Source organism: Peribacillus sp. FSL E2-0159, assembly GCF_038643155.1.
GTDB classification, from domain to species: domain Bacteria; phylum Bacillota; class Bacilli; order Bacillales; family DSM-1321; genus Peribacillus; species Peribacillus simplex.
In genome coordinates this window covers 4,464,829-4,478,250 of record NZ_CP152053.1, presented here as the reverse complement: position 1 = coordinate 4,478,250, position 13,422 = coordinate 4,464,829, and the positions used below count along the sequence as shown (strand labels likewise).

The window sequence follows — 13,422 nt, the reverse complement described above, 5'->3', positions numbered from 1 at the left end:
TCAAAAAAAAATCCAAAAGGCGCTGGAGAATGACCGTCCTTTTTACGGTGATGGCTACAGTCCTGGCCGTTGCGGCTTACACCTTTCTTATTCTGAAACATGATCCGGCACTGGTCAATCTGGGAGAAAGGCTATGGCCGGTAAGCATGGAACATCCGTTAGGGACGGATCATCTAGGGCGTGATGTATTGACGCGTCTTCTGCTTGGCGCACAGCTGACGGTTGGCTACGGTTTTTTATCTCTGTTTGCCGCGGTTATCATCGGCGTCCCGTTCGGGGTGATTGCCGGTTTTAAAGGAGGGCTGATCGATCGGATCTTCATGCGCATTGCAGACGCGTTTCTCTCATTCCCTGATACGATTGTTGCCATTGTGCTTAGTGGCTTATTAGGACCAGGAATCGAAAATCTCCTGTTGGCGATCGTTCTAGTGAAATGGGTGAATTATGCCCGGCTTGTGCGAAGTACGGTAATCACCGAACGTCAAAAGGATTATGTCACAGCTGCTAAAATCAATGGATTAAGTTCATTTGGGATTATGCGGAAGCATCTATTTCCGCACCTTATCGGGAATGTGCTTGTATTGGCTAGCCTCGATTTAGGAAAAATCATTTTGCTCATATCTTCCTTATCATATATCGGGCTCGGGGCGCAGCCGCCGGCACCAGAGTGGGGAGCCATGCTGAATGATGCCCGGCCATACTTTCAATCCAATATGTTGCTGATGATTTACCCGGGGCTCGCCATCGTATTTGTCGTTCTATTATCCAACATACTCGGTGATTATTTGCGCGATGCATTCGATGTGAAAAAGGAGGTGGAATCATGAGCATTTTATCCGTGAGGCAGCTACATATCATGGGAAAGCAAAATCATATCGTCAAAGATCTTTCATTAGATGTGCATGAAGGTGAATGGTTCGCGCTTGTCGGACAAAGTGGGAGCGGCAAAAGCATGACGGCCATGGCAATATGTCAGCTGCTTGCACCCAATCTCCAAGCGAAGGGGGAAATATGGTACGGGGAAAAAAATCTATTAACGCTTACTTCCTCTGAAATAAGGAAGATTCGCGGAAATCGCCTGGCTTATATTTTTCAAGATTACCAGGGTTCATTCACACCGTTCCTTACAATCGGTCAGCATTTCGACGAATATCAGCGGACACATTCGACCCTTTCCAAAAAGGCAAGGCGGGAGCAAGCGGTAAAGGCGCTCATATCGGTGGGCCTGAATGAAGATATGTATAGCAGATACCCTTTTCAATTAAGCGGTGGGCAGCTTCAACGGGTATCCATTTCAATAGCCCTGCTGCTTGAACCGGATATCCTGATAGCGGATGAGCCGACCACAGCCTTGGACAGTGTATCTTCCTTTAAGGTCTTACAGCTGTTATCAAAGCTCCAAAAAGAAACCGGATGTGCAGTTTTGTTCATTACCCATGATTTACGTCATGTCAGGAAGTATGCGGATCGCATTGCGGTCATGAAAGACGGGGCGATCATTGAGACCGGTGATAAAAATCAGGTATTGAATCATCCGCAGCATGCTTATACAAATAAACTGATTCAATCATCGCCATCATTGAGCAGAAATCCATTCAAGCTTGAAGGAGTGTCAGGATGAGTTTATTAGACGTACGAAATGTCCATAAAACCTATGATAACGGAGTAGAAATACTAAGGGACGTGAATTTTAGCATCGAAAGGAAGGCATGCCTCGGATTAGTGGGAGAGAGCGGTTGCGGAAAAAGCACACTGGCCAGGTGCATTCTTCAGATTGAATCCTTTGACCAAGGTAGCATCCTATTTGAAGGAACTGCGCTGCAAAACAAAAGCGAACGAAGTCTAAAACCGTACCGCAAGAACATCCAGGCCGTTTTGCAAAATCCTGCATCGGCTTTGAATCCAAAACTAAGGATAAAAGATTCACTAATGGATCCATATCTTCAATTTGGCAGCGAGGTCAATCTGAAACATTTTACATATACAAGTGAAGTGAACTTTATCGGAAAGCTCCTGGATACCGTGGAGCTTCCAAAGAGTTTTGCTGAACGTTACCCGCATGAGCTAAGCGGCGGACAAAAGCAGCGTGTGACCATTGCACGCGCAATCAGCATTGAACCGGCCCTCATTATATTGGATGAACCGGCTTCAAGCCTGGACGTACTGTCACAAGCGGCGGTACTGAAATTGTTAGGCGGGCTGCGGGAGACTTTGGACATTTCTTACCTTTTTATTTCTCATGATCTGTCGGCAGTACAGGAGATGAGCCAACGGATCATGGTGATGAAAGGGGGTGTTATTGTGGATTCTTTCGAAAACGAAAAGCTTTTTTGCAGCGATCGCCATTCATACACAAAAGAACTGATTTCGATGTTTGAATAAGAGGTTGTGTTTATTTGGGGTTTAAATCGTAATGATTTCGATTAAAGTGAAACTTGATTAAGGAGGAAGTAAGGTGAACCACCGATCATATTTGGCCTTGGCCATTCCTCTGACCATATCGACGATAACGACGCCGTTGATAGGTGCGGTGGACACCGCTGTTGTGGGTCAGTTACCAAACCCTGCTTATTTGGGCGGCGTGGCTATAGGTACGGTTATTTTCAATACCTTGTATTGGCTGTTTGGATTTTTGCGGGTGAGCACTTCGGGATTTGCTGCACAAGCACTTGGGGCAAACGACGAAAAGCAAGGCATTTTAGCCTTTTTAAGGCCATTTATACTGGCGATTGTTGCCGGGATAGGATTCATCCTGCTTCAGGGGCCAATTGAACATGTTTCCTTAACACTGATGAATCCGGATGCTGACGTTCGAAGGTATGCAACTGAATACTTCAGCATTCGAATATGGGGAATCCCATTCACTTTGATGAATTATGTCATATTGGGATGGCTGATGGGGATGTCCAAGATCAAGGTTTCGCTAGTTTTACAGATGTTCATGAACCTGATGAACATCGTCCTGGATTTGCTGTTTGTCCATGTATTCGAATGGGGTGTGCCAGGAGTAGCCATAGCGACCCTCCTTTCGGAAGTGACGGCCTTTTTCATTGGATTGATCATTATTGTGAAAGCGTCGCCGCATCGAATGGAAATGCCTCCTTTGAAAGAGATGTTCGATCCGTCATCCATTAAGAAAATGATGTCGGTGAATCGGGATTTATTGATCAGGACGCTTTGCCTGTTGGCCGTTTTTAATATCTTCACGGCAAAGGGGGCCTCATATGGAACGGAGATATTGGCGGCGAATGCCGTACTCATCCAAATTCATTATATGATGGCTTACTTCTTTGACGGGTTCGCAAATGCTTCAAGCATACTTGTTGGAAAAGCGATTGGCGCTAGAGATAAGCACTTATATAAGAGGACCCTGATCCTGGCGTTGCAGTGGGGTGTTCTTTCCTCCCTGATGATTGCGGTCAGTTACTATTTATTCGGTGATTCCATCCTGTCGCTTTTCACACAGATACCAAGTGTCATTGAATTGGCAAACATTTATGGGATCTGGCTTATTTTGTTTCCTCTATCGGCCAGTGTAGGTATCGTTTTCTACGGTGTGTTTACTGGGGCAACAGAAGCTGCCCCGATTCGTAACTCGATGATCTATTCCTTGATTGCCTTTGTGATAACACTTTATATTTTTGTACCGGCCTATCAAAACCATGCATTATGGCTGGCCTTTACTGTATTCAGCCTAGGACGTTCGGTATTTTTGGCAATGTATATACCACGGTTAAGTAAAAAATTATTTCCTAATAGGAGTGTTCGCCTTGAAAACGATCAAATGGTCTAGAAAACAGGAAAAAATCATTCGTACATATATAGATACTTATAAAATCTTACTAGAAGAAGATGATTTATCACCAAAAAATGAAATCATCAATCGCGTTTTAACTGAACTGGTTTCGATGATTTCGAAACCGTTGGACCAGCACATGGCAGAAGAAATTCTCAACCATGATGAAATCGGATCGATTCGGGGTACCATGCTTGATAAGCTGACGATTGCTGAAACATTGATGGAGGATCATTATGCCAGATTATTTGTTGGCAAGGTGAACTCCCTGGATGACTTCCGTTCTTTCATTTATTGGGATAACTACAAGGAACTGATCAAAACGGAAATCAATGAATTGAAAAAGGTGAAGAATGATATTCAATCATTCGCATTTGTAGGGACGGGGCCTCTGCCATTAAGTCCATTGCTGCTTCAACGGGAGTTGGGTGCGAAAATGACATGTCTCGATATAGATGAACAAGCCCATTCACTTGGATGGCGCATCATCCAAGAGCTGGATAACGAAGGGAAGTCAGAATATATCCTGAATGATGGCGCCCTTCATGACTACACGGAGTTTGATCTTGTATGGATTGCCAGTCTGGTTCCTAATAAAGAAGAAATACTGGAACGGATATTTCAGACGAACCCAGGCGCAACCGTCGCAATACGGTCCGTGGACGGCATTCATAAATTATTATATGAGCCCGTTGATGCGACAAAGTTCAGTAAGGTGGCATGTCAGGAAGTCGGAAGAACGATTGCGGATTCTTTCATCATCAATTCAACCATTTATTACACATTTAAATAGTGACACCATGGAACGAGTTGCTTCGGCAATTCGTTTTTATTTTATGGAAAAAAAGAAATTCCAATAAACTTACTTGACATTATAAACTTATGAAAATATAATTACTTACATAAAGTAACCAACAAAAAGGAGAATTCATACATGAATAAAAATGATGCAGGTCAAGTTTTGTTAAGGGTAATTTTAGGTCTTACTTTTTTCATTCACGGCGTTTCAAAGTTTCAAGGGGGAATAGGAAATACGGCGGGATTTTTCGATAGCCTTGGCATTCCAGGGTTCTTGGCGTATATCGTTGCTGGAATCGAATTGATCGGAGGACTTGCGGTTATACTGGGTTTGGGAACACGAATCGTTTCCGTCCTATTTGCGGTCATTATGGCGGGAGCGATTTTCACGGCTAAATTACCTGCAGGTTTTCTAGGAAACGGGCAAGCAGCGGGCTACGAACTGGACTTGGCACTGCTAGCCATGTCTGTCTATCTAGCGTGTGCAAACCGCACGGTTCTTTCTTTGGATCATGTGATTTTCAATAAAAAAGGGAAGTGACAATATGGATAAAAATTTTCATCAAAAACCAATTACTTTTGTTGGCGAAGTCAGTATAAATGTTTTGGATTTAAATAATGCCATTCTGTTTTATCAAGAAATCATCGGTCTTCAAGTATTGAAGAAAAACGACCGGCAAGCTGTTTTAACGACAGACGGAAAAACCCCGTTGCTGACACTTGAGCAGCCTGCTGATGTGATTCCGAAAGAAGGGCGGACGACGGGCTTATATCACTTTGCCCTATTACTGCCAAGCCGTGCCGATTTATCGATTTTTTTGCGCCATTTACTTCAAACGAAATATCCATTTGGAGCGGGGGATCATGAAGTGAGTGAAGCGCTGTACATTACCGATCCAGATGGCAATGGCATTGAAGTATACTCTGACCGGCCATCCACTGATTGGAGATGGGCCGATGGGGAAGTCGCAATGGGCACGGATCCGTTGGATGGGAATGACCTTCTGAATGAAAGCAATGGTGAGTGGAGCAAACTGCCTGCAGGAACCTTAATGGGGCATATACATCTGCATGTAGCTGATTTACGTAAAACCGAGGAGTTTTACATGCAAGGTCTTGGGTTTACCGTTGTGAATCGATATGGAGGAGCGCTCTTTACTTCAACCGGTGGATATCACCATCACATCGGGTTGAACACTTGGAATGGCGTTGGCGCCCCTGCTCCAAAGGAAAATAGTGTGGGGCTAAACTGGTATACTCTCGTTTTTGCAGATGAAGAAGCGAGAAACAAAGTAACGGAACAACTGAAAGGAATCGGGGCTGTCGTCACGGAAAAAGAAGGGTTTTTCGCCGTAAAAGATCCATCTGGTAATGAGATTCATTTAGTCGTCTGAATTTAAAGCAGAAAGCAAGGGTGAGGATAATGGGATTCTTAAGTAGATTATTTGGAAATAAAGAAACCGCGGCAGGGGAGAATGAAAAAATGACAAAAGTATTATTCGTTAAAGTGAATGATCGTCCAGCAGATCAGGCAATCAGCTCGAAAATGTATGACACATTCTTAAAAGCATATAAAGAGACACACCGTACAGATGAAGTGACTGAGCTGGATTTATTTAAAGAAGAACTTCCTTACTATGGAAATACGGCGATTACTGGGTTGTATAAACGCAACCAAGGTCATGAACTGACAGCCGAAGAGGAAAATGCGGCCAAACTGGTTGACCAATATTTAAATCAATTCCTGGAGATGGATAAAGTGGTATTCGCTTTCCCTCTATGGAACTCAACGGTTCCTGCACCGCTAATCACATATCTTTCTTATTTGGCACAAGCCGGTAAAATGTTCAATTATACGGCGGAAGGTCCTGTCGGGTATGCTGGTGATAAAAAAGTCATGCTATTGAATGCCCGCGGTTCTGATTATGCATTAGAAGGAATGGCTTCTGCTGAAATGGCCGTGAATTTAGTGAAAAATATCATTGGACTATGGGGAATCAACAATCCTGAGGTCGTGGTCATTGAAGGCCATAATCAGTATCCGGATCGGACACAAAAAATCATCGCGGATGGTTTGGAAAACGTTGCAAAAGCGGCTGAAACATTCTAGTTGCGAGTGGAATGAATAGCAGGCAAAGAAGGCCCTCCATATTAATGGGGGCCTTTTTTGTGCGGGAATGATGTTATTTGACCTGATACTTTTTCAAGCGGTATTGAAGGCTTTGGCGGCTAATATTCAATGCCTTGGCAGCTTGGGAGATATTCATGCCATGTTCTTTTAAGATTTTCTCCAAATATTGCTTTTCAGTATTGGCGATATAATCATCAAGAGATAAGGTTGACTCCTGTACATCTCCATTTGCATGATTCTCTTTTCTTTCGGGATGAATGTCTTCCAAATGGGCTTTCTTCCTAAATAAAGTCGGAAGGTGGGTGATGGCAATTTTTGTATCGCCAGGTTCCATTAAATTCATGGCCCCCTCGATGATATGTTCAAGTTCCCTTACGTTCCCGGGCCAGTCGTAATCATAAAAAAGCGAGTAGACCTCTTCGCTGATCCCTTCAATATTCAATTCGAACAGCGCATTGAATTTCTCGATAAAGGATTGCGCCAGCAAAGGAATATCCTCTTTCCGTTCACGAAGAGGCGGGATGAATAACGAAACGACACTTAATCGATAATATAAATCCTTTCGTAAATGATCATTTGCAATGGCATCTATTGGATCTTCATTTATCGTTGCAATGACCCTAACGTCAATTTTTTTATCTTTTGTATCCCCAACACGGCGAATCGTCCTTTCTTGAAGGGCCCGTAATAATTTCGCTTGCATGTTCGGATTTAATGAGTTGATTTCATCTAGCAGGATGGTACCGCCCTGTGCCTGTTCGAATAATCCAGGCCTTTCAATCGATCCGGTGAAGGCGCCTTTCTTTGTGCCGAAGAGTATTCCTTCAATAAGACTATCTGGCAGGGCAGCACAGTTTTGGCTGATGAAAGGATGTGTCGAACGGCTGCTCCCATTATGGATGCTTTGGGCGAAGAGCTCTTTTCCGGTGCCCGTTTCCCCTACGATTAGGATGGAGGATGCCGTTCTGGTCGAGCGCTTGCTCTTTTCTATGACTTCCAAGAAATTTTCACTCGTTCCGATGATGCTGTCAAACGTATATTTGGTATCGCCTTTATTTAAGATATTATCCTTAATGATTCTTTCAAGATTCGTTATATCCTTTGCCACTTCAATTGCTCCGATGATATTTTGCTTCTGATCCAAAATCGGAAACGTATTATTGATTGTGGTAATTTCCTGTCCAAGATTATTGAAGTAGGTCTGCTTCGAGTTCTCGGTTGCCCTACCCGAATGAAGTGCCCTTATTAATGTACTCTCCGTTTCTTCCTTGAATTTAAAGATATCGTGAATCTTCTTCCCTAATACTTCTTCTGAATCCATTCCTTCAATTTCTGCCATTTTCTTGTTATATACAATGGTCCGTCCTTTTATATCGATTATATGTATCCCAATATCGATTACATCCACAAGCGAATGGAGGATGGTTTGGAAACCTTCTATTTTAATGATTTGATCTAAATACATGAATGCCTCCCGTTTTTATTCTTTTCTTAGAGCTATTGTAGTGGAATTAAAGAAAAGGCGCAAATAAAATTTGCACAGCAAGATTATTTTGCATTGAAGTGCAAAAATATTTTGCGGAAAAAGTGAAAAAACGCTGTTTTTTATGTTTTTTCTAGTTGGCATGAAACTTGCATTAATAAAAAGTGTCAGTTTAAGCGACAAAAATAGGGAATAGAGCAAAAAATAATGGCATACTATGTCAATTTTGCCCCGAAAGTGCTGAATTTCATTGCATATTTCAAGAAAAAACTTTATTTTTTCGAAAAAATGAAAAGTTGGCACGGAACTTGCTTGTTAAATAAGGGATAAGTAAAAAACATAAACTTTAGGGAGATGAGCCATAATGGTCCAACCATATAAACACGAACCATTTACTAATTTTAAAATCGAAGAAAATAATAAAGCTTTTCAAGCGGCATTGAATGATGTAGCTAATGATTTAGGGAAGAAATATCCGCTGATCATTAATGGTGAAAAAGTGTTTACTGATGAAGTCATTACCTCTGTAAACCCAGCAAATAAAGAAGAAGTTATTGGAACTGTATCCAAAGCGAATAAGGATCTTGCTGAGCAAGCGATGCAAGCGGCAGATAAGACATTCCAAACTTGGAGAAAAACGAAAGCGGAAGTGCGTGCAAATATTTTATTCAGGGCTGCAGCCATCGTTCGTAGAAGAAAACACTATTTCTCGGCTCTATTGGTTAAAGAAGCAGGAAAGCCTTGGAATGAAGCTGATGCAGATACAGCGGAAGCAATCGACTTCATGGAATACTATGCACGTCAAATGCTTAAGCTTAAAGACGGCATGCCAGTAGAAAGCCGTCCGATTGAACACAATGCTTTTAATTATATCCCACTTGGTGTCGGTGTCATCATCTCACCTTGGAACTTCCCGTTTGCGATCATGGCAGGCATGACGACGGCGGCTCTTGTTTCAGGTAATACGGTTTTATTGAAACCGGCCAGTACAACACCGGTCATTGCAGCTAAATTCATTGAAGTGTTGGAAGAAGCGGGCTTGCCTGCAGGAGTTGTGAACTTCATTCCAGGAAGCGGTGCTGAAGTTGGTGATTATTTGGTAGATCATCCTCGTACACGTTTCATCAGCTTTACCGGATCTCGTGATGTTGGAATCCGTATTTATGAGCGTGCGTCAAAAGTTCATGAAGGCCAAATCTGGTTAAAACGTGTCATCGCTGAAATGGGCGGTAAAGATACGATCGTTGTTGATAAAGAGGCTGATCTGGAATTGGCGGCACAATCAATCGTCGCTTCTGCATTCGGATTCTCCGGTCAAAAATGTTCTGCTTGTTCACGTACCGTCGTAGTGGAAGATGTATATGACCAAGTCTTGAATCGTGTCATTGAATTAACGAAAGAAAAAACAGTTGGCGAACCAACGGATGTAAACAACTTCATGGGTCCGGTTATCGATCAAGCAGCTTACGATAAAGTCATGAGCTACGTTGAAATCGGTAAAAATGAAGGGAAAGTTGTTGCAGGGGGAGAAGGAGACAATTCAAAAGGTTTCTTCATCCAGCCAACGATCATTGCCGATGTGGATGAGAACGCACGAGTCATGAAAGAGGAGATCTTCGGACCAGTGGTTGCGTTCTGTAAGGCAAAAGATTTCAATCATGCAATCGAGATTGCCAATAACACGGATTATGGATTAACGGGTGCGGTTATCTCGAACAATATTGAACATATCGAACAAGCGCGTGAGGATTTCCACGTAGGTAACTTGTACTTCAATCGCGGCTGTACTGGTGCCATTGTAGGATACCAGCCATTTGGCGGATTCAATATGTCAGGTACAGATTCAAAAGCGGGCGGTCCTGATTATTTAGTTCTTCATCTTCAAGGAAAAACAACATCTGAAACGCTATAAATTTTAGGGGGAATCAACATGACAACATTAACGGAAAAATTAATCGAGCAAACAGAACAATATGGTGCCAACAATTATAATCCACTTCCAATCGTCATTTCGAAGGCTGAAGGAGTTTGGGTGGAAGATCCTGAAGGCAACAAATATATGGATATGCTTAGTGCCTATTCAGCAGTGAACCAAGGCCACAGGCATCCGAAAATCATCGACGAATTAAAAAAACAAGCTGATCGCGTAACATTAACGTCCCGTGCATTCCATAGTGATAAATTAGGACCATGGTACGAAATGGTTTCACGCATTACGCAAAAAGACATGGCGCTGCCTATGAATACGGGTGCTGAAGCCGTTGAAACAGCAATCAAAGCTGTTAGACGCTGGGGTTATGATGTTAAGGGAATCGCAGAAAACCAAGCTGAAATCATTGCTTGTATCGGGAACTTCCATGGTCGTACGATGGCAGCAGTGTCCTTGTCATCCGATGAGGAATATAGAAGAGGCTTTGGACCGATGCTACCAGGGATCAAGCTTATCCCTTACGGCGATCTTAATGCATTGAAAGAAGCGATTACACCGCAAACTGCTGGATTTTTAATCGAACCGATTCAAGGTGAAGCAGGAATCATCATACCGCCACAAGGATTCCTAAAAGAAGCTTACGACTTATGTAAAGAAAATAATGTCCTATTCGTTTCTGATGAAATTCAGTCAGGACTTGGACGTTCAGGAAAAATGTTCGCCTCTGACTGGGATGGGGTAGTTCCGGATATGTACATTTTAGGTAAGGCGTTGGGCGGCGGGGTTTTCCCAATCTCTTGCGTAGCTGCAAACCGTGAAATCCTTGGCGTATTCAATCCTGGTTCCCATGGTTCTACATTCGGCGGCAATCCATTGGCATGTGCGGTTTCAATCGCTTCATTGGAAGTCCTTGAAGAAGAGAAGCTAGCGGAACGTTCATTGGAGCTTGGACAATACTTTATGGATAGTTTAAAAGAAATCAAGAATCCAATGATTAAAGATATCCGTGGAAGGGGCTTATTCATCGGAGTCGAATTAACAGAAGCAGCAAGACCTTATTGTGAGCAGCTTAAAGAAGAAAAACTGCTATGTAAAGAAACACATGATACAGTCATTCGTTTTGCTCCGCCGTTAGTGATTACAAAAGAAGACTTGGATTGGGCAATCGAACGCATAAAAAGAGTTTTATCCTAATATACCTATGAGGTGAATTCCATTGAGTACAACTGTCAAAGAAGAAAAAGAAACTGCCAGCTTGCTTGATTCAACACAGGTCGTAATCAAGGAGGCGCTGGATAAGCTTGGCTATTCTGAAGAAGTGTTCGAGCTTTTGAAGGAACCTCTTCGGATGCTGACCGTCCGGATTCCAATTAAGATGGATGACAATACGACGAAGATTTTCACTGGATACCGTGCCCAGCACAACGATGCTGTCGGTCCGACGAAAGGCGGAATCCGTTTTCATCCCGAAGTCGATGAGGAAGAAGTAAAAGCACTTTCAATGTGGATGAGTTTGAAATGCGGAATCGTGAATCTGCCATATGGCGGAGGAAAAGGAGGCATCATCTGTGATCCGCGCCAAATGTCCATTGGTGAATTGGAAAGGCTTAGCCGTGGATACGTTCGGGCAATCAGCCAAATAGTGGGGCCGACTAAAGATATTCCGGCCCCGGATGTTTATACGAATTCACAAATCATGGCATGGATGATGGACGAGTACAGTAGAATAAGAGAGCACGATTCTCCTGGTTTCATTACAGGTAAGCCACTGGTACTGGGCGGTTCGCACGGTAGGGAAAAGGCGACTGCACAAGGTGTCACCATCTGTATCGAGGAAGCGGCAAAACGTAAGGGCATAGAATTGAAAGGTGCACGCATCATCGTCCAAGGGTTTGGGAACGCAGGAAGCTTTTTGGCCAAATTCATGCATGATGCAGGTGCGAAAGTGATTGGCATATCGGACGCATATGGTGCCATATATAAACCGGATGGTCTGGATATCGATTACTTACTTGATAAAAGGGATAGCTTTGGAACGGTAACGACACTATTCGATAATACAATCACCAATCAGGAACTTCTGGAACAAGATTGTGATATTTTAGTGCCTGCTGCCATTTCCAATCAAATCACCAAGGAAAATGCACATCTTATCAAGGCCCAAATTGTCGTGGAGGCAGCGAATGGACCTACCACATTAGAGGCAACCAAGATCTTGACGGAACGCAATGTGCTTCTCGTACCTGATGTATTGGCAAGTTCAGGCGGTGTGACAGTTTCTTACTTTGAATGGGTTCAAAATAATCAAGGTTATTATTGGGAAGATGCTGAAGTCCAAACTAAATTAAAAGAGTTATTGGTCAATTCATTTAATCAAGTATATGAAATGTCCGAGACAAGAAAAGTGGATATGAGGCTGGCAGCGTATATGGTGGGTGTCAGAAAAATGGCAGAAGCCTCAATATTCCGTGGCTGGGTATAAGCTTTAGTCAAATAATGGAGAGTGGAGGAGTGATTCCGTGTTAAAACCGATTCATACCATCGAGTGTGCTCAGGATGGGACCGTCGAACAAGTTTACGTTCAAAAGAATTCCTATGTTTATGAATGGGAGAGGCTCTTTTTAGTGAAAACGGAGGATGGGAAATTGATTGATGTTTCAATAGGTGCCAGCGGTCACATTACTGAAATTAATGTTTCGGCAGGGGATCCTATTAATAGAAAGCTTCCTTTAGCTTTGCTCCAAGACGATTTTGTTATAACTGGCTCTGATTGATTATAGGAAAGAGGGTATTCCAAAGGCGGAGATGATTTCTGCTTTGGGATGCTCTTTTTTTGTTGTGATCAAATAAATGGTGATGACAAAGCCAGGAAAAAGTTTGAAAAGAAAAAACGATGGGGGCTGAGAATTTTCCGCTTTCCAACAGAAGGCACCTAGCAATTATTTCTTGATAGGAGCTGGGAATAAGGAAAAGGGAATAACCTATCCCCACCATCATCCGCGTTTTACTTTTGACGAAGAAGCCATGGAGTACGGTGTTAACATTTTTATCCATGCTGTTCGAAAAATTTTAAGATAGAATTAAATGAGTGGCCCGGTCTATCTGGGAGAAGGAAAATAGAACTAAAAAGTACTGACCCAACATTATTAACGCGCCTTCGCTGACCGTACACCTTAACAGGGTAGGGTTTCGCGAAGGTATTTTTCATTTGGAAGGGTATATTGCCATATTCCCTTTCATAAAATGTTATGAACAAACAAGCCAATAGACCAAGGGCCAGAAAG

13 protein-coding genes and 1 pseudogene are annotated in these 13,422 nt (G+C 42.8%); 13 read left to right on the top strand and 1 reads right to left on the bottom strand.

The features are described from left to right. The first annotated feature begins 50 nt into the window (after window positions 1–50). From nikC to NYE63_RS21865, 8 genes are all read left to right on the top strand, one after another. Window positions 51–827 (top strand): nickel transporter permease, encoded by a 777-nt coding sequence (nikC, locus tag NYE63_RS21900; RefSeq protein WP_342605843.1) that lies wholly within the window; start codon window positions 51–53, stop codon window positions 825–827. Continuing rightward, window positions 824–1,621 (top strand): ABC transporter ATP-binding protein, encoded by a 798-nt coding sequence (locus NYE63_RS21895; RefSeq protein WP_342602683.1) that lies wholly within the window; start codon window positions 824–826, stop codon window positions 1,619–1,621. Before nikC ends, NYE63_RS21895 begins: the two co-directional genes overlap by 4 nt. Beyond that, window positions 1,618–2,382: a dipeptide/oligopeptide/nickel ABC transporter ATP-binding protein gene (locus NYE63_RS21890; protein WP_342602682.1), complete on the top strand. Its 765-nt coding sequence runs from the start codon at window positions 1,618–1,620 to the stop codon at window positions 2,380–2,382. The genes NYE63_RS21895 and NYE63_RS21890 overlap by 4 nt, the downstream gene beginning before the upstream one ends. Before the next feature lie 73 nt (window positions 2,383–2,455). Further along, entirely contained in the window at window positions 2,456–3,793 is a 1,338-nt protein-coding gene (locus NYE63_RS21885) for an MATE family efflux transporter (RefSeq protein WP_342602681.1), read from the top strand. Then, window positions 3,771–4,589, top strand: coding sequence for a nicotianamine synthase family protein (locus NYE63_RS21880; RefSeq protein ID WP_342602680.1), 819 nt, complete (start codon window positions 3,771–3,773; stop codon window positions 4,587–4,589). The genes NYE63_RS21885 and NYE63_RS21880 overlap by 23 nt, the downstream gene beginning before the upstream one ends. 141 nt (window positions 4,590–4,730) lie before the next feature. Further along, window positions 4,731–5,135, top strand: a complete 405-nt coding sequence (locus tag NYE63_RS21875) for a DoxX family protein (protein ID WP_342602679.1) — start codon at window positions 4,731–4,733, stop codon at window positions 5,133–5,135. A 4-nt stretch (window positions 5,136–5,139) separates the two neighbouring features. Further along, complete coding sequence (locus NYE63_RS21870; protein ID WP_342602678.1) at window positions 5,140–5,988, top strand: VOC family protein; 849 nt, start codon at window positions 5,140–5,142, stop codon at window positions 5,986–5,988. A 29-nt stretch (window positions 5,989–6,017) separates the two neighbouring features. Further along, window positions 6,018–6,704 carry an FMN-dependent NADH-azoreductase gene (locus NYE63_RS21865; protein WP_342602677.1) on the top strand — a complete coding sequence of 229 codons (687 nt, stop codon included), beginning with the start codon at window positions 6,018–6,020 and terminating at the stop codon, window positions 6,702–6,704. Window positions 6,705–6,777: 73 nt separating this feature from the next. Here the strand turns inward: NYE63_RS21865 and NYE63_RS21860 are convergent, their stop codons facing one another. Continuing rightward, window positions 6,778–8,190 (bottom strand): sigma 54-interacting transcriptional regulator, encoded by a 1,413-nt coding sequence (locus tag NYE63_RS21860; RefSeq protein ID WP_342602676.1) that lies wholly within the window; start codon window positions 8,188–8,190, stop codon window positions 6,778–6,780. A gap of 382 nt (window positions 8,191–8,572) precedes the next feature. On the opposite strand from NYE63_RS21860, the gene pruA reads away from it, so the two are divergent. From pruA to NYE63_RS21835, 5 genes and pseudogenes are all read left to right on the top strand, one after another. Beyond that, the gene (gene pruA / locus NYE63_RS21855) at window positions 8,573–10,120 is read left to right on the top strand and encodes an L-glutamate gamma-semialdehyde dehydrogenase (protein ID WP_342602675.1); all 1,548 of its coding nucleotides are present in this window, start codon (window positions 8,573–8,575) and stop codon (window positions 10,118–10,120) included. Window positions 10,121–10,138: 18 nt separating this feature from the next. Continuing rightward, on the top strand, window positions 10,139–11,332 hold the full coding sequence (locus NYE63_RS21850; protein ID WP_251429775.1) for an ornithine--oxo-acid transaminase: 1,194 nt from the start codon (window positions 10,139–10,141) through the stop codon (window positions 11,330–11,332). Window positions 11,333–11,354: 22 nt separating this feature from the next. Further along, on the top strand, window positions 11,355–12,620 hold the full coding sequence (locus NYE63_RS21845) for a Glu/Leu/Phe/Val dehydrogenase (RefSeq protein WP_342602674.1): 1,266 nt from the start codon (window positions 11,355–11,357) through the stop codon (window positions 12,618–12,620). A 37-nt stretch (window positions 12,621–12,657) separates the two neighbouring features. Further along, the gene (locus tag NYE63_RS21840) at window positions 12,658–12,912 is read left to right on the top strand and encodes a hypothetical protein (RefSeq protein WP_076364404.1); all 255 of its coding nucleotides are present in this window, start codon (window positions 12,658–12,660) and stop codon (window positions 12,910–12,912) included. 121 nt (window positions 12,913–13,033) lie between these two features. After that, window positions 13,034–13,216: pseudogene (locus tag NYE63_RS21835) on the top strand (amidohydrolase); the annotation flags it as partial. Window positions 13,217–13,422: the final 206 nt, after the last annotated feature.

Bases quoted from the DNA above. Each gene is read 5' to 3' on its own strand.
- NYE63_RS21895 (WP_342602683.1), top strand. From the start codon at position 824: ATGAGCATTTTATCCGTGAGGCAGCTACATATCATGGGAAAGCAAAAT.
- NYE63_RS21865 (WP_342602677.1), top strand. From the start codon at position 6,018: ATGGGATTCTTAAGTAGATTATTTGGAAATAAAGAAACCGCGGCAGGG.
- NYE63_RS21875 (WP_342602679.1), top strand. From the start codon at position 4,731: ATGAATAAAAATGATGCAGGTCAAGTTTTGTTAAGGGTAATTTTAGGT.
- NYE63_RS21860 (WP_342602676.1), bottom strand. From the start codon at position 8,190: ATGTATTTAGATCAAATCATTAAAATAGAAGGTTTCCAAACCATCCTC.
- NYE63_RS21890 (WP_342602682.1), top strand. From the start codon at position 1,618: ATGAGTTTATTAGACGTACGAAATGTCCATAAAACCTATGATAACGGA.
- pruA (WP_342602675.1), top strand. From the start codon at position 8,573: ATGGTCCAACCATATAAACACGAACCATTTACTAATTTTAAAATCGAA.
- nikC (WP_342605843.1), top strand. From the start codon at position 51: ATGGCTACAGTCCTGGCCGTTGCGGCTTACACCTTTCTTATTCTGAAA.
- NYE63_RS21850 (WP_251429775.1), top strand. From the start codon at position 10,139: ATGACAACATTAACGGAAAAATTAATCGAGCAAACAGAACAATATGGT.
- NYE63_RS21870 (WP_342602678.1), top strand. From the start codon at position 5,140: ATGGATAAAAATTTTCATCAAAAACCAATTACTTTTGTTGGCGAAGTC.